The organism is Paenibacillus algorifonticola (assembly GCF_050481745.1).
GTDB lineage: Bacteria > Bacillota > Bacilli > Paenibacillales > Paenibacillaceae > Pristimantibacillus > Pristimantibacillus algorifonticola_A.
Genome location: NZ_JBCNGR010000044.1, coordinates 17644 through 40801, shown reverse-complemented (window position 1 = coordinate 40801; position 23158 = coordinate 17644). Strand labels below are relative to the sequence as shown.

The 23158-nt window shown below is 49.1% G+C and carries 21 protein-coding genes; 11 read left to right on the top strand and 10 right to left on the bottom strand.

Annotation, left to right across the window (positions count from 1 at the left end; genetic code table 11):
- Positions 1-105 precede the first annotated feature (105 nt).
- Positions 106-3234 carry a glycoside hydrolase family 2 TIM barrel-domain containing protein gene (locus tag ABEW34_RS28785; protein WP_430164262.1) on the bottom strand — a complete coding sequence of 1043 codons (3129 nt, stop codon included), beginning with the start codon at positions 3232-3234 and terminating at the stop codon, positions 106-108.
- Between the two features lie 138 nt (positions 3235-3372).
- On the opposite strand from ABEW34_RS28785, the gene ABEW34_RS28780 reads away from it, so the two are divergent.
- Complete coding sequence (locus ABEW34_RS28780; protein WP_430164259.1) at positions 3373-4200, top strand: AraC family transcriptional regulator; 828 nt, start codon at positions 3373-3375, stop codon at positions 4198-4200.
- A gap of 22 nt (positions 4201-4222) precedes the next feature.
- Positions 4223-4651: a DUF2809 domain-containing protein gene (locus tag ABEW34_RS28775; protein WP_430164256.1), complete on the top strand. Its 429-nt coding sequence runs from the start codon at positions 4223-4225 to the stop codon at positions 4649-4651.
- Positions 4652-4659: 8 nt separating this feature from the next.
- On the opposite strand, the gene ABEW34_RS28770 is transcribed toward ABEW34_RS28775, so the two are convergent.
- Positions 4660-5292 (bottom strand): hypothetical protein, encoded by a 633-nt coding sequence (locus tag ABEW34_RS28770; RefSeq protein WP_430164254.1) that lies wholly within the window; start codon positions 5290-5292, stop codon positions 4660-4662.
- Between the two features lie 206 nt (positions 5293-5498).
- On the opposite strand from ABEW34_RS28770, the gene ABEW34_RS28765 reads away from it, so the two are divergent.
- Positions 5499-5705 (top strand): small, acid-soluble spore protein, alpha/beta type, encoded by a 207-nt coding sequence (locus ABEW34_RS28765; protein ID WP_430164251.1) that lies wholly within the window; start codon positions 5499-5501, stop codon positions 5703-5705.
- A 105-nt stretch (positions 5706-5810) separates the two neighbouring features.
- Here the strand turns inward: ABEW34_RS28765 and ABEW34_RS28760 are convergent, their stop codons facing one another.
- The 3 genes from ABEW34_RS28760 to ABEW34_RS28750 form a co-directional block, all read right to left on the bottom strand.
- Positions 5811-6767: a phosphotransferase family protein gene (locus ABEW34_RS28760; protein ID WP_430164248.1), complete on the bottom strand. Its 957-nt coding sequence runs from the start codon at positions 6765-6767 to the stop codon at positions 5811-5813.
- Entirely contained in the window at positions 6746-7816 is a 1071-nt protein-coding gene (locus tag ABEW34_RS28755) for a M42 family metallopeptidase (RefSeq protein WP_430164309.1), read from the bottom strand. The genes ABEW34_RS28760 and ABEW34_RS28755 overlap by 22 nt, the downstream gene beginning before the upstream one ends.
- Positions 7817-7951: 135 nt before the next feature.
- Positions 7952-8734: a PhzF family phenazine biosynthesis protein gene (locus tag ABEW34_RS28750; protein ID WP_430164306.1), complete on the bottom strand. Its 783-nt coding sequence runs from the start codon at positions 8732-8734 to the stop codon at positions 7952-7954.
- A gap of 190 nt (positions 8735-8924) precedes the next feature.
- On the opposite strand from ABEW34_RS28750, the gene ABEW34_RS28745 reads away from it, so the two are divergent.
- The 5 genes from ABEW34_RS28745 (at position 8925) to ABEW34_RS28725 (ending at position 13145) form a co-directional block, all read left to right on the top strand.
- Positions 8925-10151: a chloride channel protein gene (locus tag ABEW34_RS28745; RefSeq protein ID WP_430164245.1), complete on the top strand. Its 1227-nt coding sequence runs from the start codon at positions 8925-8927 to the stop codon at positions 10149-10151.
- Between the two features lie 240 nt (positions 10152-10391).
- The gene (locus ABEW34_RS28740; RefSeq protein ID WP_430164243.1) at positions 10392-10721 is read left to right on the top strand and encodes a PadR family transcriptional regulator; all 330 of its coding nucleotides are present in this window, start codon (positions 10392-10394) and stop codon (positions 10719-10721) included.
- A gap of 15 nt (positions 10722-10736) precedes the next feature.
- The gene (locus ABEW34_RS28735) at positions 10737-11603 is read left to right on the top strand and encodes a pentapeptide repeat-containing protein (protein WP_430164240.1); all 867 of its coding nucleotides are present in this window, start codon (positions 10737-10739) and stop codon (positions 11601-11603) included.
- A 12-nt stretch (positions 11604-11615) separates the two neighbouring features.
- On the top strand, positions 11616-12377 hold the full coding sequence (locus tag ABEW34_RS28730) for an ABC transporter ATP-binding protein (RefSeq protein ID WP_430164237.1): 762 nt from the start codon (positions 11616-11618) through the stop codon (positions 12375-12377).
- Positions 12378-13145, top strand: coding sequence for an ABC transporter permease (locus ABEW34_RS28725; RefSeq protein ID WP_430164234.1), 768 nt, complete (start codon positions 12378-12380; stop codon positions 13143-13145).
- A gap of 349 nt (positions 13146-13494) precedes the next feature.
- Here the strand turns inward: ABEW34_RS28725 and ABEW34_RS28720 are convergent, their stop codons facing one another.
- From ABEW34_RS28720 to ABEW34_RS28710, 3 genes are all read right to left on the bottom strand, one after another.
- Positions 13495-14379, bottom strand: a complete 885-nt coding sequence (locus ABEW34_RS28720; RefSeq protein ID WP_099520280.1) for a radical SAM/SPASM domain-containing protein — start codon at positions 14377-14379, stop codon at positions 13495-13497.
- Positions 14380-14470: 91 nt separating this feature from the next.
- Positions 14471-17038: a WG repeat-containing protein gene (locus ABEW34_RS28715; RefSeq protein WP_430164229.1), complete on the bottom strand. Its 2568-nt coding sequence runs from the start codon at positions 17036-17038 to the stop codon at positions 14471-14473.
- Positions 17039-17289: 251 nt separating this feature from the next.
- Positions 17290-17949, bottom strand: a complete 660-nt coding sequence (locus ABEW34_RS28710; RefSeq protein WP_430164226.1) for a TetR/AcrR family transcriptional regulator — start codon at positions 17947-17949, stop codon at positions 17290-17292.
- A gap of 126 nt (positions 17950-18075) precedes the next feature.
- Between ABEW34_RS28710 and ABEW34_RS28705 the strand changes: the two genes are divergently transcribed.
- From ABEW34_RS28705 to ABEW34_RS28695, 3 genes are all read left to right on the top strand, one after another.
- Positions 18076-19641 carry an FAD-dependent monooxygenase gene (locus tag ABEW34_RS28705; RefSeq protein ID WP_430164223.1) on the top strand — a complete coding sequence of 522 codons (1566 nt, stop codon included), beginning with the start codon at positions 18076-18078 and terminating at the stop codon, positions 19639-19641.
- 99 nt (positions 19642-19740) lie between these two features.
- Positions 19741-20688 carry an ABC transporter ATP-binding protein gene (locus ABEW34_RS28700; protein WP_430164221.1) on the top strand — a complete coding sequence of 316 codons (948 nt, stop codon included), beginning with the start codon at positions 19741-19743 and terminating at the stop codon, positions 20686-20688.
- Positions 20663-21373 (top strand): ABC transporter permease, encoded by a 711-nt coding sequence (locus tag ABEW34_RS28695; protein ID WP_430164218.1) that lies wholly within the window; start codon positions 20663-20665, stop codon positions 21371-21373. Before ABEW34_RS28700 ends, ABEW34_RS28695 begins: the two co-directional genes overlap by 26 nt.
- A 255-nt stretch (positions 21374-21628) precedes the next feature.
- Here ABEW34_RS28695 and ABEW34_RS28690 read toward each other — a convergent pair whose 3' ends face one another.
- Both ABEW34_RS28690 and ABEW34_RS28685 read right to left on the bottom strand, forming a co-directional pair.
- On the bottom strand, positions 21629-22102 hold the full coding sequence (locus tag ABEW34_RS28690) for a ferritin-like domain-containing protein (protein ID WP_430164216.1): 474 nt from the start codon (positions 22100-22102) through the stop codon (positions 21629-21631).
- A gap of 73 nt (positions 22103-22175) precedes the next feature.
- Positions 22176-23150, bottom strand: a complete 975-nt coding sequence (locus ABEW34_RS28685; RefSeq protein WP_430164303.1) for a helix-turn-helix transcriptional regulator — start codon at positions 23148-23150, stop codon at positions 22176-22178.
- Positions 23151-23158 lie beyond the last annotated feature (8 nt).

The following is a 23158-nucleotide window of genomic DNA, read 5'->3' as shown; positions in this document are numbered from 1 at the left end:
GCTACATGCAAAAAAACCGCCGCTGTGACCTGATCGGTCATAGCGGCAGTTTGCCGTATCATAGCTATATAATTAACACAAAGCAATCCTAGCGTTAGTCCTCGATTATTGTCCGCGCAGCGAGATCCGGAAACGATAGTCGCGATTCGCTGGAAGCGTATATTCCGGATGAACCCGCGCTCCCCAGCTGTCATCTCCGCCAACGCCCATTTGACGATAATTGACGCGAACGACTGTTTTATCGCTCACAGGCAGCTTGTAAGGATGATCATGCCCCTCCAGCTCATCAGCTGTATAAGGCAGCACATTTAATTCAAAGCGCGGCTCGCCCTGAAGCGAAATGCCGCTTCCGTTTGCATCGGTTACTGCTGCGAAGCGCACTTCCGTTTTGTTGCCGCATTCCTGCGGACGAATGTAAGGCATAAGCTGATCCTTCACCTTGCCGCCGAAACGTCCCAGACGCGCACTAGTTTGACGGTCCCAATATGATTCATGGGGGCCATTGCCATACCAAGCAATAGAATCAAACGTTTCATTCATTGTGAAAAGCAGCCCGATTTCCGGTATTTCCGGCAAGCCTTCACCAGGCTGCAGCAGCAGCTCAGCTTCAATCAGCCCATCGCCGTAAATCGTATAAGCCAGCTCGCAGCGTGTCTCAGCAGCAGCGCTTAAGCGGTATTGCGATTTTACTCTCACGCGATCTCCAAGCGCCTCCCAGCTGAAGCGGATCAATTGGCGCTCCTTCGAAGCAGCCTGCCAAGGCGCACAGCGCTCGACATGTCCATTTCCGCGGTCATTATCCGTGTATGCCCGCCAGAAATTCGGGACAATCGGCGAAGACAGCCGCTCAGAACCGCCAATTTGGTAGGACTCCAGCTCGCCGCTCGCCTGATTGAAGCGAATGTCAAAGCCTTCTCCCGTCAACACAAGGGCTCCATTAGATGCAGCTTCAACCATTATTGCACCATACTGTGGCGATGCAATCTCAACAGCAACAGGGGAGACAGGCAAAGCAGGCGCAATAAATTGACCGAATGCCACTTCATGTCCTTGCTCCGCCCATGGCGTAGCTTCCTTCAGGACAGCTCTGACCGTAAGCGTAATTTCTTCATTCAGACCTGCTTCTGTCGGCATTTGGAACGGGATGGCCAGCTCGGCAGAGGCGCCCGCTGCGATGTCTACAGTTAGCACGCCTTTTTGCATAATAATACCGTTGCTGTTCAGCTTCCAGTGCAGCTCGTACGCATCCAGCGATACGAACAGATTTTTATTGTCGACGCGCACCGTTCCAGCTTCCCAGTTCGGGCTATGAATTTTGATGTTTTGGTAGCAGGCCTTCACTTCATGCAGCTTAGGGGAAACGGTACGATCAGCAAAAATCAAACCATTGCCGCAGAAGTTGCCATCGTTCGGGCTATCGCCATAATCGCCGCCGTAGGCCATGTACGTAATGCCATCCGGTGTTTGCGTGCGAATAGCCTGATCGATCCAATCCCAGATGAAAGCGCCTTGAAGGATCGGATATTTGTCAAACAGCTCCCAATATTTATGCAAGCCGCCGCAGGAATTGCCCATTGCATGGCTGTATTCGCAAATAATAAACGGCTTTTGCGGATTATTTTTGGCATAGGCTTCTACTCCTGCTGGACTCGTATACATATGGCTCTCAATATCCGAAGCCGCTTCGCTTTCGCGACAATGGAAAACGCCCTCGTAATGCACAATGCGGGACGGATCTGTCTTACGGAAATAATCGGCCATTTTCAGGAAATTATCCCCGCCAAATGATTCATTGCCTAGCGACCAAATAACGATTGATGGATGATTTTTATCGCGTTCGAGCATAGAGCGGCTGCGGTCGAGCACATTTGCCGTCCATTCTGGGAAGTTGCCAGGCACAGCGTCTCCAACCTCTTTTTGCCCATATGTCCATGAGCCATGCGTTTCGAGATTGACTTCGTCAATGACATAAAGTCCATATTCATCGCACAGATCATACCATAGCGGATGATTCGGATAATGCGAAGTACGTACGGCGTTGACATTATGCGCTTTCATCAGCTTAATATCGGTCACCATATCCTCATAGCTGAGCGCACGCCCGGTGTCGCAGGAAAACTCATGACGATTGACGCCTTTGAAAAGAATGCGCTGACCGTTGATCTGCATCAAGCCGTCTTTTATTTCAAACGTGCGGAAACCGACTTTGCAGCTAACGGCTTCTGTCAGCTTGCCCTCTGCATCTTTAAGCGACAGCACAAGCGTATATAAATGCGGCTCCTCAGCGCTCCATTTGAGCGGCTGCGCAAGCTTTGTATTCAGCGCTAATGCTGCAACGGTTTCGCCCTTCTCCTGTCGAATCGCTTCTCCACTCAGCGGCTGCTGCCAAACCGGCTCGCCGGAGGCATCATACAGCATCGCTTCTACAGCTGTTTGCTGCTCGGAAGCTTCCTCCTCGAAGCGAACCTTCACTTCAACCGTCAGCTCGCCATCTTCATAATTTGCATCCAGCGCCGCCTTAGCGAAGAAGTCATAAATATGAACCTGAGGCGCCGTATACAAGTACACCTCACGGAAAATACCGCTCATCCGCCAAAAATCTTGATCCTCCAGCCAGCTTGCGTCGCACCAACGGTATACTTCTACCGCCAGCTTGTTTTCACCCTCTTGCAAATAAGGCGTCAAATCAAAATCTGCCGGCGTAAATGTATCCTCGCTATAACCAACAAGATCACCGTTTACCCAAACGTAGAAGGCAGACTCCACACCTTGGAAGCTGATAAACACTGGCTGTCCATCCCAGCCCTCAGGAACGGTAAAGGTTGTCGCATAGGAACCGACCGGGTTATATTTAACAGGCGCGAATGGCGGCTTAATATCCTCCTTGCCCACCCATGGGTAAGTCACATTCGTATATTGCGGGTAATCATACCCTTGAAGCTGCCAGTGGCTCGGTACTGGAATCGAAGCCCAACTGCTGCAGTCATAATCCAATTTATAAAAATCAGCGATGCGTGCTTCCGCATTTTCCGCAAAGGAAAACTTCCAATCTCCATTCAGCGAAACATAGCGCTCGGAGCCTGTACGCTCGCCTTGAAGCGCTTTTTGTACGCTTGTATAAGAAATACGGGTTGCATGTGCATCCAACCGATTAAGCTCAAAAATAGTAGGGTTGTTATTCCACTCTGGATATCCGTTAGCTGGAGCCTGATACGTAAATTTTCTCTTCGACAATGAAGGCACCTCTTTCAACTCAGTATAAGTTTAGTTATAATATTCACATTATAAAAGCTAGAAAAGTAAAGATCATTAAACTATTTTCGTATTTTACTTAAAGATTTGAATATTAACAACTAAGAGGGGATGCTTCCCATGAATGAAATTATTTATACGACGCTGACAACGACGGATTATCAGCTGCCCGTCTATATAACCGGTGTGGGACATTGGGATCATCAGGAGGGTATTCGTCGCCCGGAAGGCTTTCCCGATTACCAGTGGACGCAGGTCGTCTCAGGAGAAGGAGAGCTTATTATCGATCAGGAACGTTATCTGGTGAAGCAAGGCGATGGCTTCCTCCTCCCTCCAAGGCTTGCCCATAGCTACCATGCGGTCAAAGAGCCTTGGGAAGCTTACTGGTTTACGTATGACGGGTCACTCGCCGAATCGCTAAACCAGCTGGCAGGCTTGACTCGCCCTGGCATCTATACGATTAACGACTCCCGCCCTGTATTAGAGATGATGAGCGATATGCTGCGCCTTATGCGGGAGAAGGAGCCGGGCCTTGGCATGCTCGGCTCCAAGCAAATTTATAGCGTGCTGCTTGGGCTGCGCCAGCAGCTTGCCGAAGGCAGTCTGGCCACGCAGCAAATGAATGAGCGGCTTCATCCTGTGCTGCGCTATATCGAGGCGAACCTGCATCGTCCGATTACTTTGCCCGAGCTGGCGGAGCTGCTTCATGTCACGCCGCAGCATCTATGCCTGCTTTTCAAAAAAACGTTCAAGCTGCGCCCCATGGAATATGTCAATAAAGAGCGGATCAATAAAGGCAAAGAGCTGCTCATCCGCGGCGGCGGCATGAAGCTGTATGAAATCGCCCGCCAGGTCGGCTTCGAAAACCCGACGTATTTTAATACATTGTTCAAAGCCTATGTCGGCTGCACGCCAGGCGAATTCAAGCAAATGCACGGTTTTAAATAATGATTTAGGAAGGGTACAAACGATGCTTAAACCAATCTTTTATTATGTCGCAGCCGTCCTCCTTACGATGGCGCTCGGCTTTAGCTCGCGGCATTTCGCCAGCCAGCTGCCGTCATTCGTCGTCGCCCATTTTGGCGATATATTATGGGCCAGCATGGTTTACTTTGGCTTCCGCATGCTGCAGGTCAGGCGTCCCTTGCTCCTGTCGCTCGCTTGCAGCGCGGCCTTCAGCTTCGGCATTGAATTCAGCCAGCTTTATCAGGCGGAATGGATTAGAAATGTGCGCCATACGACGCTCGGAGGACTTGTGCTAGGACAAGGCTTCAGCGGTATTGATTTAGTCAGATACAGCATTGGCCTGCTGTTCTCCTACGCTATTGATTACTTTGCGTGTAAATGGGTCAAAGCCAAACAAAAAATCGGCTGTGCTCCAAAAAAAAATACTGCTTAGCTTCTATATCAGAGCCATGCAGCAGTATTCGAGTCCATATGTATGCGGGAATACGCCGCATTCGTCATTTTCAGCCAATGCGCGCTCCGTCCGGCGAGGTATAGGCTCTCGCTTCTTTTCCCAGCCATACCCTCCAGCTCGTAAGCGGTAATTCGTCCCCACAATTGTGTGCCGCACCCGGTTACATATGGCAGCTTCATAAAAAATCCATTATCTTCAAGCAGCGCTTGCAGCAGCTTCTTCCGCTCCAGCAGCGGCTTGCTGCGCAAGTCCACTCCGTCATAATAAAGCAAATCAAACACATAATAACGAACAGGCCATTTTATCGCGCCTTCGCGAATGCGTGCTTCCTTCGTCATCTTATATCGGTCAATGAGCGGAGCAAATTCAAGTCTCCGTGTGTCTGGGTTCATGTAAGAAAGCTCTCCATCCAGCACAACGTCCACAGGCCGGGACAGTGGCAGCCTGAGTAGCTCCGGATATTGCCGAGTGACCTCATAACCATGCTTTGTGAACAAACGCGCCTTCCTATTGATAAAAGAAAGCAGCATGCGCTGCCCATCAATGAGCGGCTCAAATAAAAATTGCTCGTTATCAAAAGGCTGATCACATGCCGTCATCAGCATCGGTCGCTTAAACATGCCGATTCCCCCTTGCCGTCCTATCATTTTAGCATGGAACGGTTCAGCTGATCTGAGGTAAATTCAGGATAAATTGGTGAATATTCAAGGAAATACCTCCACATAATAGCAATAAGCCAGCGCTTGGAAGCCATTTTTCTTTTATCATGGGAAAGCTTGGTTTCTTATAAAAATGCTGCCGCTTATTACTTGAGGAGGTCACCCTTATGGCTAGAGGTTCGAATCAGCTGGTTGTACAACAGGCGCGTGCAGCGCTTGAGCAAATGAAGTTTGAGGTTGCACAGGAGCTTGGCATTCATTTGCCGCAGGATGGTTATTATGGACATATGACCACGCGTGACATGGGCTCCATCGGGGGATCCATTACCCGTCGTCTTATTCAAATTGCGGAACAGCAGCTCTCCGGACGCTGATTGCACAAAAGAGCCGGGCCAAGGAAACGTTAAGCAAGCTTATTACAGACTTTTTCTTTTCCTTGCCCGGCTCTTCTTCTTAATATTTCAGCTATTTCAGCTATTTCAGCTTAGCTTCATAAACCGCTCCCAGCCTTCAGCTGCATTGTCTCTTGCCCACTCCAGATGCGTTTGGTCGCTATATTTGCGGAAAGCGCATTCAATTAATAAAATGAAATCCAAATACAAATCATACAAGCTTCGTCGTATTTGCTCCTCAGTCGTCAGCGCTTCACGACCATAACCCCGCAAAAACGTCTCTGATAGATTAAAATGGCTAAAATAATGCTCCATCAGCGGATCGCCCCACATCGCCCGTTCAAAGTCGATAATCCCGCAAATTTGCTTATCCTTAACAAATATATTGCCATCCCATAAATCCCAATGCAGCAGCTTTGGTTTCGTCACGGCATGCAGATAAGGCAATCGCTCCTTTACCTCCTGTTCAATGACCAGGCGCTCTGCCGGAAGCGTAACGCCTGCATCCGTTGCATCATCAAGCACGCCTTGCAGCATCGCCCAAAAAGCATCCGTCCAGCTCGCAAACGCCTCCTTCAGTGGATAATAACCGAACTTTTCCCCGCTGAACTCATTAATATAGGCATTGTACTCGCCCAACTGAAGCTCAATTTGCTCGCGTTCTTCTTGGGTAAAGCTTTCCTTTACTTTGTTATAAGGCTCTCCTTCCAGCCACTGCATAATAAAATAATCAGTCGGTACAAGCGACCGTGATTGGTCATAAGCGTATACTTCGGGAATTGGAATACGGCGATTCTGAGACACGAGCCTCATAACCTCCACCTCGGTTTTCATCATCTCTTGCTCATAGCGCATCAGCGACCCGACCGCCGTAGGAGCCACCTTTATAACCGACTGGAAGCCGTCCACCAGCGTCAGTTGATACGCCGTATTGGCCCAGCCATCGGTAAGCTCGCGCGAATGCGCAAGCTCCCTGCCGAAATGATGCTGGGCAATCTGTCCCAACTGCTGCGTGTCCAGCTTTAGCTTGATTTCGTTGTCCATGAATATCCCTCGCTTATGTAGGATAATAACAATGCTGCCGTGTTTATAATAGCATCTGCATGCGTCCTTTCCATGGCATGCGAAGCATGCACACCCGGCCCAATGAGCGCGGCTCGTATATTGCTACCGCCCCGCAGTGCAGCCGATGCATCCGAGCCATATTGCGGATAAATATCGACCGCATAGGAAATGCCTGAAGCCTTTGCCAGCTCAATCAGCTTCGAGGTCATCGCATAATCATAAGGGCCCGAGGAATCTTTGGCACAAATGGATACATCCCGCTCACTTGCGGACAAGTCGTCGCCTAAAGCGCCCATATCAATCGCGATCAGCTCCGTCACATCCGGCGGCATATAAGCATTGCCATGTCCTACCTCTTCATACGTGGAAAAAATCAGCTTAAGCGTGCGCTCCGGTCGCTTCCCTTCGCGTCCAAACCACTCCAAGAGCCCGAACAAGGCAGCGACACTCGCTTTATCATCCAAATGCCGCGATTTTACCCAGCCATTGTCCATAATTTTTGTACGCGGGTCCCATGAAATAATATCCCCGACCTCGATGCCAAGTCGTTTCGTCTCTTCTTTAGACGTCGTATCCGCATCCAGGCGTATTTCCATGTTTTCCTCGCTGCGCTTCCAGTCCCGTGCCTCTGGATATACATGGACAGACGTTTTCGTCGACAGCACTGTTCCTTCATACTGGCGGCCATCGCGCGTATGGACGAGGCAATATTCGCCTTCCACTGTATGCATGGCATAACCGCCAATGGGCGTAAAGCGCAGCATGCCACTTGGCTTAATCGCTCGCACCATCGCGCCAAGCGTATCCACATGAGCGGTTAACGCAAGCGTGCCCGCTGTACAATTTCCTGTTCCCGGAATCGTAATGATTCCATTGCCTTTCGGCGTCAGCTCCAGCTCAAAGCCATGCTTGCGAGCTTCCTCCTCCAGCAGCCTCATAATCGCCATGCAGTAACCGCTAGGGCTTGGCGTTTGAAGCAAGCGGTTCAAAAATTCCAGTATGTACTCCCGGTTCAATTGTATTTGCAATGGGTTATTCAATGCCATTCTCCTCTTCCTATCTATTTCTGTTTATAGCCATAAGTATAGGCAGTAACGGCTACAGTTGAATAGTGAAATTTTATATATATATAAAATTATGCCCGTTTCTCCATATGCATCATCTTAATCGACAAAGAGCTCAGCAATCGAATACAATACAGCTCGGCCGCTTATCTTCACGCGATCACCAGCAAGCTTGCAGTACAAGGTGCCTCCCCTTTTAGAAACCTGTCTTGCCGTCATTTCCTGCTTGCTCAGACGCTCAGCCCAATAAGGGATAAAATTGCAGTGGGCTGATCCACATACAGGATCTTCTTCCACTTTTAATTTTGGGAAAAAGCACCGGGATACGAAATCGTACTGCTCACTTCTAGCAGTAACCAGCACGCCGAGTCCTTCTGGCAGTGCGGCGAGTTTTGTGAAATCCGGGTTCAGGCTGCTGACATCAGACTCCGATTCCAGTACAAACATTAAATCGCGATCAAGATACGTTTCAACGGGCACCATTCCGAGCGCTTCAACCATCTGCTGTGTGAGCGCATGGGGCTTTGGCATTTTGTTCGGGAAATCCAATTCGTACAGCTCTCCGTCCCTTACAACGATTAAGTCGCCGCTCATTGTTGTGAAACGAATACGCCTAAGAGCTGTATCATAAAAGTTCGCAAGCACATAAGCTGCTGCCAGCGTTGCATGGCCACACAAATCAATTTCACCGCCTGGTGTGAACCACCTTATATGGTAACCATCATCCGCAACCTTTACCGCAAACGCCGTTTCGGATAAATTGTTCTCGATAGCAATCTTCTGCATGAGCTCATCCGGCAGCCACGCATCCATAATGCAAACACCAGCTGGATTCCCTTCAAAAAGGTGATTGGCAAACGCATCAATGACATAATATTTCATATTCATCAACCTTCCTTCATTTATGCTCCATATATGAGCATTGTAACAAGAGCTCTTGTATGGCATCAAATGAATAATTGTATGACGTACAATTATTTGAGGATATGGCGAAGCTCGCCATTCATTGACTCATCCGATAAAGGGATATAGACTTAAATATCAACTTATCATGTCAGGGGAATTATAATTCATGAAGCAGCGAATACGCATTTTCCTTATTTGGCTTGGCATTGCTGGATCCACTGGTGTACTCACGGGAGCTGCTTCTGCGCTGCTGCTGGCGCTTTTGGATGCAGCAACGAATCAGCGGCTGGCGCATCCATGGCTGCTCTGGCTTCTTCCACTAGGTGGAGCTTTGGTCAGCTATCTGTATATGAAGCTTGGCGGAGATGCTGGCAAAGGGAATAACCTTGTGCTGGAGCAGCTGCATGCAGAAGATGGCGGAGTGCCGCTGCGCATGGCACCGCTCGTTCTTTTCGGTACGATGATCACCCATCTATTCGGTGGTTCAGCCGGACGTGAAGGGACAGCCGTGCAAATGGGCGGCAGTATGGCTAGCTATATCGGACGCCTTTGTCGGCTCGGTGGATTAGAGCGAAAGATGCTGCTTATCTGCGGTATAAGCGGCGGCTTCGGTTCCGTCTTCGGCACCCCGCTTGCTGGCGCCATATTCAGCTTAGAGCTGCTCGCAATAGGCCTTGTCCCCTACTGGCTGGTGCTGCCCGCTTTGGCGGCTGGCTTTACTGGACATGCCGTCGCCCTTGGGTTAGGCACGCATCATAGCCATTATGCCATCGGCAGCCTGCCAGGCTTCAATATAAAGCTGCTGCTCGCTATTGTACTCGCTTCAATATTGTTCGGTTTGACGGCGCGGCTATTCGTCGTACTTACCCATAAGCTCAAAGCGGTATTCAGCCATTATATCCCGAATCCAGCTTTCAAAAGCTTCATCGGCGGTCTGCTTATCATTTTGCTCGTCTACGCCGTAGGGACGCGGGATTATGTTGGCCTTGGGCTTCCGCTAATGGAACAAGCCTTTCATGAAGCATTATCTCCATTCGCTTTTCTATTGAAAATCCTGTTCACTGCCGTTACGCTTGGCGCCGGATTTCAGGGCGGCGAAGTAACGCCGCTGTTCGTCATCGGTTCTGCACTAGGCAGTGCGCTTGGCGGCCTGCTGACTGTATCTGTTCCCCTGCTTGCGGGCATTGGCTTCGTTGCTGTATTTGGCAGCTCCGCCAATACCCCGCTCGCCGCTGCCATAATGGGCATGGAGTTATTTGGCATCGAGGCCTTTCCTTATTTGCTGCTGAGCTGCCTCATCAGCTACCTTTTCTCCGGGCATACGGGCATATACTGGTCTCGTCGCACGCATAAGCGTAAGCTTCGGTTTTCATTTTTTAAATTCTCTTCATGACTGTTAAATTCCCATATTGCGCAAACTTCTATATGTTCCTTCGTTCTTTCATACCGATGTCTACACCGATGTATAAGTCGGAGTAGGCATCGGTATATTTTTGTTCATTATCCACTGAAGCCTCTCCACGACTTACTCCTTCAGCGATAAATATTTCTTTTCAAGCAAAGTATCTCACTAGATAAACTACCTTGACAGTCACAGTAGTGTATCGTATTATAAAAATGCGGAGGTGATTACATGAGCGAGAACAAAATTACATCCGACCTGCTGCGCGGACATACCGATACAATGATTTTACGGCTCCTATCCGAAGCTGACCGCTACGGGTACGAAATTGTCAAGCTGATCGCAGAGCGCTCGGGCGGCGAGTATGAATTAAAGGAAGCCACGATGTACTCCAGCGTCCGGCGGCTTGAAACAGACGGCGATATCGAGTGGTATTGGGGCGATGAATCTCAGGGAGGACGGCGCAAGTATTTTCGGATTACCGACAAGGGCAAGGAGACTTACGTTCGCAACAAAAGCAATTGGGAGTATTCGAAGCGCGTGCTAGAAAATTTATTATAAAGGAGATTTGATGAGATGAATCAGAAATTGACGAACTATTTGAACGGTGTATTCACGCCATACGATGGGGTAAAAAGCGTCAGCGAATTAAAGGCGGACCTGCACTCCGATTTGCAGGAGCGATATGCTGAGCTCAAAACCGAGGGCAAAGATGATGCAACCGCGTTTCATATGACCATTGAGAGCATCGGCGACATCGAACAAACGATACTCGAGGTCGCTAACCTCTCCCGCTCGATGGAACGGCAAGTGGTGACGAACTTTAGTGCGAGTTATCTGCCCAAGAGTGACCTTGCGGGCGTTATCGCGCATAAAGGAAAATTTGCAGCGAGTGCGTTACGGGGCTCCGACTTTACGGGTGCTGACTTGACGGGCAGCACATTTGCGAGCAGCGATGTGGGTGAAGCTATTTTTGACCATGCCAATCTCACTGACTGCAACCTCTCTGCCATTGACCTTAAGGATTCAAGCTTCAATAAGTCCATCCTTATACGTACCAACATCAGCAAGTCGGGTCTGGATGGAGCAAAATTTATAGATGTAAAGCTAACTGACGTCCAGTTAACGATGACCGATCTTAGAAAAACAATCTTTGATAGATGTACTTTTAACGGAGTGGACTTCAAATATTCGGATCTGCGAGGGGTGCGATTTGACGAGCAGACCTTCATAGGCGTCAAATTCGACAAGTCGGCGCTGAATGAGGTTTCGTTTAAAGGCGCGATACTCAAAAATGTTTCATTCCTTTCTGGCTTTTCTTTGTCCAAGAAATATTACCGTGCGATCAAAACGATCTGCTTTGAAGGCGCGACAATGGATAAGCTGACCTATGCTGCCCTTAAAGGCATGGATGCCGATTTGTCTAAAGTTACGGTTATATAAGGAGGGGAAAATATGGAGCACAAATCGATTCAAGTGATTGGCCTGCAAAAGTCCTACAAGCAGCTGCAAGTCCTAAAGGGCGTAGATTTCGAGGTGGAAAAAGGCAGTATTTTCGCCCTGCTCGGCTCCAACGGGGCGGGCAAAACAACCGTTGTCAAAATCCTCACCACGCTGCTCAAAAAAGACGGCGGAACCGCATACGTAAACGGATTCGATGTTACAACAAAACCTGACCATGTGCGGCAGGCGATCAGTCTGACCGGTCAATTCGCCGCCGTGGACGAAATTTTGACCGGACGAGAAAATCTTATCATGATTGCCAAGCTGCGATACCTCAATAATCCGCGCCAGACTGCGGACGATCTCCTTAAACGCTTCGGCCTGACAGACGCCGCCGACCGCAAGGTGTCTACTTATTCAGGTGGTATGCGCCGCAGGCTCGACATTGCCCTGAGCCTAGTGGGAAAACCACAGATCATTTTCCTCGACGAGCCGACCACTGGACTTGATCCCGAGTCGCGTATCGAGGTCTGGAAGATTGTCAAAGAGCTTGCCGATGGTGGCACGACGGTACTCCTGACCACACAGTATTTGGAAGAAGCTGAGCAGCTTGCCGACCGAATTGCCATTTTGCACGAGGGTAGAATTATTGCCAACGGTACGCTTTCGGAGCTGAAAACGCTGTTCCCATCGACAAAGGTGGAATATGTTGAAAAACAGCCGACATTAGAGGAGATATTCCTCGCAATCGTCGGCAACAAGGAGGGAAAATAATTGGAGACGGTAAAGAAACACTTTGTCAGCGATTTGAGCGTTATGCTTGGACGTTCCATGCGCCATATTTTCCGCAGTATGGACACCATTATCTCGGTTACCATCATGCCGATCGCTTTGTTGTTGCTGTTCGTCTATGTCTTCGGCGGTGCAATTGAAACCGGAACGGATAACTATGTAAATTACTTGTTGCCTGGCATCCTACTCATTGCTATTGCTAGCGGTATATCCTACACGGCTTTCCGCCTTTTTACCGATGTGCAACGCGGCATATTCGAGCGGTTTCACTCTATGCCCATTTCACGTTCCACCTTACTATGGGGACATGTGCTGACCTCGCTGGTATCCAACGCACTATCGATTGTCGTCATCATACTCGTAGCGCTCGTTATGGGCTTTCGTTCGTCCGCGGGGCCAATGTCATGGCTTGCAGTAGTTGGCATACTCGCTCTGTTTACGTTGGCATTAACTTGGGTCGCGGCAATTGCAGGACTGTCAGCAAAGTCGGTGGACGGCGCAAGCGCCTTTTCCTACCCGATTATCTTCCTGCCGTTTATCAGCTCGGCGTTTGTACCTACCGAGTCGATGCCTGCGGTCGTTCGTGCCTTTGCCGAAAACCAACCGGTGACCTCGATAGTGGAAGCCATCCGTGCACTACTGTCAGGGCAGCCAGTGGGCAATGATATATGGATCGCTCTTGCGTGGTGCGTCGGGATTTTGCTTATCGCTTATTTCTTTGCAATGAGGGTATACACAAAGCGGGTATGAAAAGGACAGCGTTCTCTGAATTGAACAACCAAGAAGACAGTCCTGTTCCTTCCCCTGAAAAACCCTTTCAGTCCAATCATACTTCTACAAATATTGGAAGGATTCTGCCTTTAGCTTAATAACAGCAGGAGCAGCTGCCGCTGTGGCAAACTGCTCCCTGGATCGCTGAACTAACGTTCGCCGTTAGCATAACAAGTTTTCTTTTAAATAGCATGAGTTTCTTCCCCATATTCATTCCAATCATGCTTTAAGTGCTTTTGTAACGCAGTATCAAGCTCAGCATTATCATCGTTCACATCTTGTTTGGCAGATCCAAACGTGCTGCATTGGGCTGCATTGGCCCCGTATCTTATGCCCCAGCTCCGAAGCGCTTGCGATAGCCGCATTTCCGGCATAGCTCCTCGACCGCTTCCCTGCGGGAGAAGCCTTCGACCAGCTTAATCGCCCGATCATCCTCAATAATGTCCGAAAACGGTTTATCATTAATGTTTCCCAGATCAATGACGCCTTCGCCGTCGAGGCAGCACGGAACGACCGTTCCATCGACCAAAATGCCTGCCTGGTTGCGCAGCCCGTAGCAGAAGCCTTTGCCGTCATCCTCTTCCGCCTTCAAATCCGGCCATTCAAACTCATGATCCTGATTCAAGTAAATGCGATCAGCAATTTTCAGTCCTTTACCCGGAGCAACCCGCTCCTCAATGAAGTAATCCAGCCCAAATTGCTGTTCAATCATCGCCAAAACGTCGCGATTGCGCTGGCGCTCCGCATTCGTCGCATTGTCGGTATGCAAATTCCAAAGGCGCAGCGAAATGATCATATTTGTCCGCTCAACCGCCTCACGTGCAAAATCCAATACGCTCCGAACATAACCTTCTTTATTCGTCGAGCCGATGTGTCCGTCAAAGCTATGCAGAGAGAAATTCATTTGGCGCAGCGCCGGCTTTGTCAAAATTTTCTCTTTCACTTTATGAAGCAGCGTCCCGTTCGACGTCAAATTGACTTTAAAGCCGTGCTTTTGACTTAGATCCAGCAGCTCGTCAATTTTTGGATGCAGCAGCGGTTCGCCTTTGAGATGAAAATAAATATAATCCGTAAACGGTTTAATCTGCTCCAGCCGCTTTTCAAAATCCTCGACCTGGATAAAGCCTTTCGCCCGCTGTGTCTGGGGACAGAAGGTACAGGCCAGATTGCAGATGCTCGTAATTTCCACATAAAACTTTTTAAACCTCTTCATTGCGCGTTGCTCCATTCTGCTACGTAGTCCTTCCTGCTATTATAGCATGCTCTCCGCTTGCGCGACTATTATGCTATAAAAGCCGCTTCTCTCAATGAAAGGATCGCCAAAAAGCACCTTCTGTTGCAATAATGGAGCTTATTTGGGCATACGGAATGCGGAACGTCGGGAACCCGGCAGCATACGGTGCAATATCATACGGGTTAAAATAAAGATGCAGCGCATCCTCCGTCACATAAAAAGGCTGATCCGCCTTAATGCCCGTATACGTGTCCGGGAACACGTAGCTGTACTGGGGATCTGTCTTAATTTGCTCGCCAACGATATCACTAAGCACCTTTACATAGTTGCTGCCTGGCTGGAACAGATCCCTCAGCTCGTACATCGACCCGTCGATGACATTGATATGGCTGTAAATCATCGTCGGCATCCCATGCGCGGCACCGAACGGGAAATTGTAGCCGTTCAACTGCAAAACGAGCAGGTTTTTGTGGAACCAGGTGACGTCAAAATCGCCGTCATACGAATACTCCAGCTGCACATTCGCCGGGACCCTCTTGACCTGCGACAGCTCCTCCAGCTTGCGGTTCACCTGCTGCTGTGCCGCTTGGTTGACCATGCCCTCAACGCTTGGATAATACACCAAATAATCGACGTTTGGCTTGTATTTATGCTCCTTGACACGCAGTGGAACCCGCAGCGGAATGATCGTGTTGCTTTGCCAAATAAGGCGACCGCTGCGCGTATAATAGGACTCCCGGTTATCGACTACCGCTTGCACAACGCCATCCATAATCGTTAATACGCCTCTTCCGGACAGGCGTGGATACCCCTGTGCGGGCTGCCCCTTCGTATTTATAAAATAGGTCTGTTTCCCATCCGTAACGGAAGCCAGCCCATATTTATAATCCGCCACATCCGTGAAAAAATAGTCCGTCAGCAGCTTGCCATCTTGATCTGCAATCGCATACAGCGAGCCGAGATACGGCTGATCTGCATTTCTCGCCTTGCCCAGCGCCAGCCGCTGCTCGCCCAACTGGCGAATATCATTATAGGCCGGCTGCACAACATAGCCGCCCCGCTTGTCAATGACGCCGTACAGCGCGCCAAAATCCTCCGCTGTATTCACAATCGCCCGTCCATCCTGAAACGGCATGGCCGCTGTAAACGCCGGATAAATGACCGATTGGCCGCGCTCGTTGATGTACCCGTATTTGCCGTTTTGCTCCGGCTGATAGGAAAGCAGCCCCTCTCCGAGCTGGCCTACATCATAAAACGGATATTCGGCAAGCTTGCGTCCACTTCGATCAATTAATGCAAAGGCCTGATCATGCAGCTTTACGACTGCTTTTCCTTTGGCAAAATCGCCAGCGCTTTCGAACTGCGCCGGAATAACCTCCGTCCCTTTGCGGTCCAAATACCCATATTTGGAGCTGCTGTCTGCTTCATTCATGATGTAGAACATCGCCCGTTCATCTGCAAACGCAGAGATGTATGAATAGGCTTTAGTGGTCAGCACATTTCCCCGCTCATCGATGATTTTAAAGCCTGCGCTATCAATGATGACAGCACGTCCTTCCGTGAACGGGCCGATAAAATCATAAATTGGCCGAATACGGAAAGCACCTGACATGTCAATAAGGCCGCTATTATTGCCTAATTGAACAACTGCTAGCCCATTCGGCTGAAAAGCATCTGCACTGCTGAATTGCGGCGCGATGACGAAGCTGCCTTTTGCATCAATATAGCCCCATTTTGTCCCGCTCGTCGTCTTTACTGCTGCGGGAAGAAATACCACTCTGCGCTCATTCTCCCTATCTTCCGCTTCAAAGCCGTCAATATCGGCAGTTATACTTGCTGTTGGCCGTGCTGCCTCTATGCCCATTTCCTCTCGGCTGCTAGCCAATATGGCATGCTTTAATTGCCTCAGCACCTCAAGCGATGGATAAGGCTGGGGGAAGCTAAGCGCCTTGTGGACAGAGGCAAGCGCCGCCTGCAGCTGGCACGCTTTAAACTGTGCGTCTGCAAGGTGGAACCAATAAAAACCATAATCCGGATACCCAGCTACCATTCGTTCGTAATAGTGGACAACTTTGCTGAAGTAATAGGGGTACACATCTGGCGCTGGAACAAGCATCCCTTTCGACCAGCGCATAACGTGGACATCATATGCTTCCCCCGTGTCATGTGCCCAAAGCGCTAGCTCAGCCTGCCCATCCCTTCCGTTCGGTCCTGGCATATCCTCCACTTCCAAATAGCTGAAATTGATGCCATCCGGCAGCACAAGGCAAAGCTTGAAATTGCTGTAGGCATACACAGACAGCGTGGACCATATCGCCCCAACCTGCCAGCCAATGATTAAATTACAGCATAAGCAGTTGGTTACAGGGGCGGCAGTCATCACCGTTACGCCGTACCCCATTCCTTTCACACAAGCGCCTACAACCCAGCCAAGCTGACAATGCTGCAAAATCATAACAAAATATTCGTTATGCAAACGATACACCGCTGCTACCTCAGGGCAACCGTCCCCATTCAAATCTGCCACTACAACTGCGTAATGTGGAGACGGGCAACAAATTTCAGCAAGCTCCGCACCAATCGGTAAATGGGCGGCAGCCAATCGCACCCACTGCATGTCATCCGAATTCATTTTCATCACACCCCACCCGTATACGACTGGAATTTATCCTTAACAAATTAAACATATGCAGGAAAAAAGAGAATATGATAGGGAGTTAAGAGAGGCCGCACAAAAAAAGGTGACATATTATTTTTTATGTAAACAAAATTCACTTACGAGGGGTCACCTTTTCTTCAGGAACCAACCTGACTGGCTTGGAAGGGTCCTGGCGAATCATGGATTCCGATACGGCCCCACCAGCCTTTTATCGTTAAGCAAAATCGCGATCAGTATGATGGTTGATTTTCGTTTTGAACGGTACGTGGTGCATAAGCGCAAAGAAAGACGCGTACGCCTTCAGTGATGATACGTTTGGTTTGTTCCTCCTCTAATGTCCCGGCTTTTCTCGGTTGATTAAATACCAATAAAATCGTTAATGCAGCGAAGTGCTTTGCAGCCATTTTAGGATCGAGCACATCGAGCAATCCTTTTTGTCCAAACTCTGTAAACCTCCTGATAATCCCCTCTTCAGTTGCGTTATCCAGCCTTTCAAAAAACGAGTCCGGCAGGTTGGCGGCTTCCACCATAACCAGACGGATCAAAGCCATGTAATCGGACGAACCGTTCGCAGATGCTACGATTTGTTCGCAAAATAAGATAAGCGCCTGCTCCAGATCCTCGAATTCCCAGAGGTGGTCTGAAATCCCTTGCTCAATCATGTCCAGAACCGCCGAACTGGATTCTTCCACAACGGCAAGCAGTAGGTTCTGTTTGTCGCCATAATAATCATAAACTGTCCGTTTGGAAACTGCCGCTTTAGCTGCGACCGCATCGACGCTGGAACGATCAAACCCATCTGAAAGAAACAGGTCTCGTGCCGCCGCAATAATTTTAGCTCGTTTTTCTGAAGAGCCTTTGCGGATTTTCTTGTTTTCCGTATTATCCATTCTTACGTTTCCCCCTTATAGGTATACTATCAGAAATCGATTAGAGTCCTGCTTTACAAATTACACTGTACGGTGTAGTATAACAAATGCAGCATATCAAATCAATGATCAAGGAGGATTCTAACCATGAATACCACACCGTCTTTTGTTGATGTTCTCATTGTCGGGGCCGGACCCACAGGGCTTACACTTGCCTGCGACCTTGCCCGTCGAAACGTCGTCCATCGTATTATTGAACGAAGCACCTTAAATAACGTTGCATCTCGCGCCAAAGGAATCCAGCCTCGCTCGCTTGAAGTCGTCGATGATTTGGAGGCCGTTCACTACATCATTGACACAGGTGTTGTGGATATGCCTGTTCGTTATTATACCGCAGATGGCAGGAGTGTGGACAAGCCGGCTATTACCGTTGCAGCCAGCGCCGAACTTGAGACACCCTATCGTGATACAGTCTGGATTGCTCAATTTGATGTGGAAAAAGCATTGCGCGACCGATATGCAGTGCTTGGCGGTCAAGTTGAGTTGGGCATGGAAGCTGTAGGGCTTGTTCAGGATTTGGATGGTGTAACGGTAACCGTGAATACACCACAAGGGGAAGAGAAAATTCGCGCTCGTTATGTAGTCGGCGCTAACGGGGGCAAAAGCAATATCCGCAAGCTTATTCACTTGCCGCTGGTTGGGGAAACACACGATCATGAGCGATGGTATCTTGGCGATGTACGATTGGAAGGGTTGGAGCGTGACCGTATCCATATCTGGACATCTTCGGAGGGGATGGTCGGGGTGACACCGCTGCCGAAATCCGATATTTGGCAACTGCAGGCTACAATTCCGGCAGACATCGAAGAACCAGAGCAGCCGTCGCTAGAGGCGTATCAAGCCATGTTTGACCGGCGCGCCGGGGCCGGACGTGTTCGGCTCACGGATGCTTCCTGGCTGTCCATCTACCGGGTCAACGTCCGTATGGTTGAATGTTACCGCAACAGACGGGTTTTCCTTGCCGGCGATGCTGCTCATGTTCATTCGCCAGCTGGCGGTCATGGCATGAATACGGGGATACAGGATGCGTACAACCTCGGCTGGAAGCTGGCGGCCGTTATACGCGGAGCGGACACCGCTTTGCTCGACACGTACGATGAGGAGCGCCGCCCTGTGGCTCAAGCCGTGCTCGAGGACAGCACGAAGAAGATGGGTGAGGTTGTAAGAACGGCGACTAAAGGTGGAGCGTTGTCCCAATCCTTGGGCACCATATCTGACGATCTGACGAGTGGGCTTCTCATTTCCTATCGGTCAAGTTCGCTTACCCGTCCGTCTGATCGAACAAATGCTACCCGTTCATTTCCTGGAGATCGCGCTCCTAATGCTACGGGCCTACAAGGTACCAGGTTTGCAGGAAGTGTCTTTGACCTATTGCGCGGCCCGCACTGGACGCTTTTGGCTTTTGCAAACTGCATCGATCCTTCTCTGAAGAACTTCACCAACGACGAACTCCATGTGCATTATATCCTGCCATCGAACGTGGAGGGGGCGGAAGGCATAATAGACACAGCAGGGAATGCCTATAGAATTTACGATGTAGCAAGTGAAGAAATCGTATTGATTCGTCCCGACGGTTACATCGCACTGCGTACCTCCATTGATGATACCACATCGATCTTGAGTTACTTGAATTTCATTTATCGTGAAAACTGATTTGGAAAAGCCGGCGGCGATCTTTTACAACATCTAAGGTGACCGCCGGCACTATTAATGAACTGAGTTTAAATTGATGATACGGGAAGGACTGTGTCTATGGAAGAAATGATTCGAACCGTTAACCTGACAAAGCAATACGGAAATAAAGTCATTGTAGATCGCGTTTCGATTTCCGTTAAAAAAGGAGAAATCTATGGATTCCTGGGGTTGAATGGCGCAGGGAAAACGACAACCATTCGAGCTCTTCTCGGAATGAGTAAGCCTTCTTCCGGAGAAGTGTATTTGTTTGGTCAGCGCTGGGCGAATGGGAAGCCAGATTTGTCGAGACGAGTAGGTTATATGGTGGAAGTTCCTTACGCCTACCCTAACTTTACGGTTAGGGAAAACTTGAGTTTGATGGCCAGGTTGCGAGGATTACCGGTTCCGAGGGCAGTTGACGAAATTATGGAGCAATTGAATTTGACCCAATATGCGGATAGTAAGGCAAGAGATTTGTCACTTGGTAACGCGCAGAAACTTGGATTGGCCAAAGCGTTAATTCATAAGCCGGACGTTCTGATTCTTGATGAGCCAACTAATGCACTTGACCCAGCCGGAATTGTCGAGATAAGGGAGATGCTGAAAGCTCTAGCTTCTCAACAAGGGGTTACCGTGTTTATATCGAGCCATATCCTTGAGGAAATGTCCAAAATGGCTTCTCGAATCGGCATTATTCACAAAGGCGTATTGCTTGAAGAACTGACAACAAAAGACTTTGAAACCATCCGCCGAAAGCAGTTGATGATCGGTACGAAGGATGCTCGGAAGGCTCAAGCTATTCTTTCAGACTCCGGGTATGCGGTACATTCGACTTCGAATAACTGCCTTGCACTACCGGATGATCATGCCGTGAAGCATCCCGAACATATTGCGAAATTGCTTGCTCAGCATGAAGTGCCGCTCACGATGCTTAACATTGAAGAAGAGAATTTGGAACATTATTTTCTCAAAGTGATCGGAGTTGAGGAGGGAAAACGGAATGAAACCATTGCTGACAGCCTGTAGCGTTGAAGTTTACAAATTGCGACGATCCTTTGTTTTATGGGGCACGCTTCTGTTTATATTGTTTGTCATCACGTTGTTCTTGGGACAGCCCGATTGGCCTGCTTTTTTTGAACGGACTGCGTTTTTGTATGCATCCGTGTTTGGGCTGCTGGGGTTTGGATTGGTGACAAGCTGGACATTTGGCCGTGAGTATTCTGATCGGACGCTTAAGGATTTGCTCGTTTTGCCTATATCGCGCGGTAAAATAGCGATTGCCAAATATGTCGCAATTATATTTTGGTGTTTTGTAATGATGTTGATCAGCTTTGCTTATGCCTTAGTACTTGGTTTTGCAATTGGCCTTCCTGGCTTTTCGTTTGCGATTGTACAACATTATTTATTCCTAATACTTATCATTGGTGCTCTCCACCTATTATTAAGTGCCCCTCTTGCCCTATTAGCCTGTATATCGCGCGGTTTTCTGGTGCCTATTGGCTTTGCTTTTACAACTTTGATGCTGGCCTTGGTATTCGGTCCCACTGCCATTGGGACGTATCTGCCCTGGTCTGTACCTGCTTTGCATTTGCAGGAAAACGGCATCGCATCCTTTCCCTTGGCAGATATCAGTTATTTTCTGGTATTTTTAATAGGATTGGCAGGCTTCATTGGGACGGTTAAATGGTTGCAAAACAAGGAGCAACGATGATGATGTTTTCGGGATACTTAATTTCGAAGGGAAGGCTTCATTATATGCAGATGCCCAAGCTTGGTTCAAAGGATTTGGAAAATTCGCGCTCACGATCGGCTATTTTATTCCGGGGGTTCGTCATTTAAGAGCCTACAGTGCGGATGTCAGGGTTCGTACGAAAGATGAGGACAAAAAAAGTAACTGAACTCCTTACAAAAAAATAAAGCCGGTACATGCTCCTATCAGGAGCATCCGGCTTTTCCCTTTTCTAAACTAGCCATTCGTTCGATTTAAAGTAATAAGATAATTGTATTTGCTTGCATGTTTCATCTCGTCTAAAATAATGCCAAAAACCGTGTCTTTATATATACCCACGGGCAAGCCGAACCAAATGTTGCGGTATTTTTCAACTGCAGCAAGCTCTCCTAATAAAGCCTCCTCTATCCCAGCAAGATAAGAGCTCACCGGCTGATGGGCTTCATTGCTGACTCCGGTAATTTCCTGGCCAGTAAGTTGTCTATAAATCCCGCGAAACATTTGGTTGTGCCCACGCTCATCATTGCGAATAGACATAATGATCCCTGCCTGTTCAGCATTTGGTGCAAGCCTAATCAGTTCATCATAAAACAACTCGTCATTTCGTTCACCTTGTACAGCTTCTTTGATTAACGTTAGCGCATGCTGCGGGGTTGTTGCCCATACTGGCATAAAAACCGTGTTTCTCCATTGATGGTTAACCCAATTCATCTATTAGCCTCCACAAATAAGGATCATAATATAGATCAGCATATGAGTGTGCAGCCCATTTGTTTACAGTTGCCTATATGTCAGCGTAATCCTCCAGATTGTTCGCATAAAGCTTCGCCATTGCCTTTACCTCTTGAAGCAGCTTCTGGCGCAGCTCTGGCGGGTCTAGAGCTTCAACAGCTGAGCCGAATTTAAGCAAAATTTCGCATGCGGAGTCCAGGGTATTGAACAGCACATCCGCCTTTAGCTCACCCTGCGAAACAGCACCTACTTTCGTAACCGTTACATACCATTGCTGGCGAAATCGAGATAGGTCTGCTTCCTTTATGCGGATTTTCGCCGGATAACGCGGCAGCGCAGACTTGAACTCCGCAATGGATTGCTGCCAGTAGGAGGCTAAGTCGAACCGTTCTGGCCGATCGAACATCTCTCTCTGTATAGCAGCTTCTTGCAGCCGAGAAATGCGATACGTGCGCATTCCTCCTTCCGTGCCCGCCACGAGGTACCAAGCATTATTTTTAGCCACGAGCCCGAGTGGCTGGACTAGCCGCTCAGCCTGCTCCGCTCCGCGAGCGTATACAAGGAGCAGCTGACGCTCCAGCCAAATCGCTTCTTGAATAAGCGGGAGCAGCGGAACCTGCTCGCTTGCATCCCGCCAGCCCGCACCGTCAATATGAATGCGCTGCCGCACCTTTTCCGCCTCCTCTTGATACATCGAAGGAAAGGCGGCGATTAGCTTCTGAAAGGCAGCTTCAAAATTATCGCTAATTCCCAGAGCTCCGACTATGCCTGTCGGCTGAGACAAAAGCAGCGACTGGATCTCTTCCTTCTTCATGCCGGTCAAATTCGTCCGGTAGCCTTCGGCAAGCATCCAGCCGCCATTCGTCCCCCGCTCAGCCACGACAGGAATGCCTGCAGCGCTTAACGCCTCCATGTCACGGTGGATCGTCCTCCCAGATACTTCAAGCTTGTCCGCAAGGTCCTGCGACGTCATTCTGCCGCGATTTTGCAGCAGCAGCAATATGGCAATCAATCGATCTGCCCGCAGTTGATTTC

Coding starts and splice junctions, on each gene's coding strand:
- ABEW34_RS28745 (WP_430164245.1), top strand. CDS start 8,925: ATGAAGCAGCGAATACGCATTTTCCTTATTTGGCTTGGCATTGCTGGA.
- ABEW34_RS28695 (WP_430164218.1), top strand. CDS start 20,663: ATGAAACCATTGCTGACAGCCTGTAGCGTTGAAGTTTACAAATTGCGA.
- ABEW34_RS28715 (WP_430164229.1), bottom strand. CDS start 17,038: ATGAAAATGAATTCGGATGACATGCAGTGGGTGCGATTGGCTGCCGCC.
- ABEW34_RS28735 (WP_430164240.1), top strand. CDS start 10,737: ATGAATCAGAAATTGACGAACTATTTGAACGGTGTATTCACGCCATAC.
- ABEW34_RS28720 (WP_099520280.1), bottom strand. CDS start 14,379: ATGAAGAGGTTTAAAAAGTTTTATGTGGAAATTACGAGCATCTGCAAT.
- ABEW34_RS28775 (WP_430164256.1), top strand. CDS start 4,223: ATGCTTAAACCAATCTTTTATTATGTCGCAGCCGTCCTCCTTACGATG.
- ABEW34_RS28760 (WP_430164248.1), bottom strand. CDS start 6,767: ATGGACAACGAAATCAAGCTAAAGCTGGACACGCAGCAGTTGGGACAG.
- ABEW34_RS28730 (WP_430164237.1), top strand. CDS start 11,616: ATGGAGCACAAATCGATTCAAGTGATTGGCCTGCAAAAGTCCTACAAG.
- ABEW34_RS28700 (WP_430164221.1), top strand. CDS start 19,741: ATGGAAGAAATGATTCGAACCGTTAACCTGACAAAGCAATACGGAAAT.
- ABEW34_RS28780 (WP_430164259.1), top strand. CDS start 3,373: ATGAATGAAATTATTTATACGACGCTGACAACGACGGATTATCAGCTG.
- ABEW34_RS28750 (WP_430164306.1), bottom strand. CDS start 8,734: ATGAAATATTATGTCATTGATGCGTTTGCCAATCACCTTTTTGAAGGG.
- ABEW34_RS28770 (WP_430164254.1), bottom strand. CDS start 5,292: ATGTTTAAGCGACCGATGCTGATGACGGCATGTGATCAGCCTTTTGAT.
- ABEW34_RS28710 (WP_430164226.1), bottom strand. CDS start 17,949: ATGGATAATACGGAAAACAAGAAAATCCGCAAAGGCTCTTCAGAAAAA.
- ABEW34_RS28690 (WP_430164216.1), bottom strand. CDS start 22,102: ATGAATTGGGTTAACCATCAATGGAGAAACACGGTTTTTATGCCAGTA.
- ABEW34_RS28740 (WP_430164243.1), top strand. CDS start 10,392: ATGAGCGAGAACAAAATTACATCCGACCTGCTGCGCGGACATACCGAT.
- ABEW34_RS28705 (WP_430164223.1), top strand. CDS start 18,076: ATGAATACCACACCGTCTTTTGTTGATGTTCTCATTGTCGGGGCCGGA.
- ABEW34_RS28765 (WP_430164251.1), top strand. CDS start 5,499: ATGGCTAGAGGTTCGAATCAGCTGGTTGTACAACAGGCGCGTGCAGCG.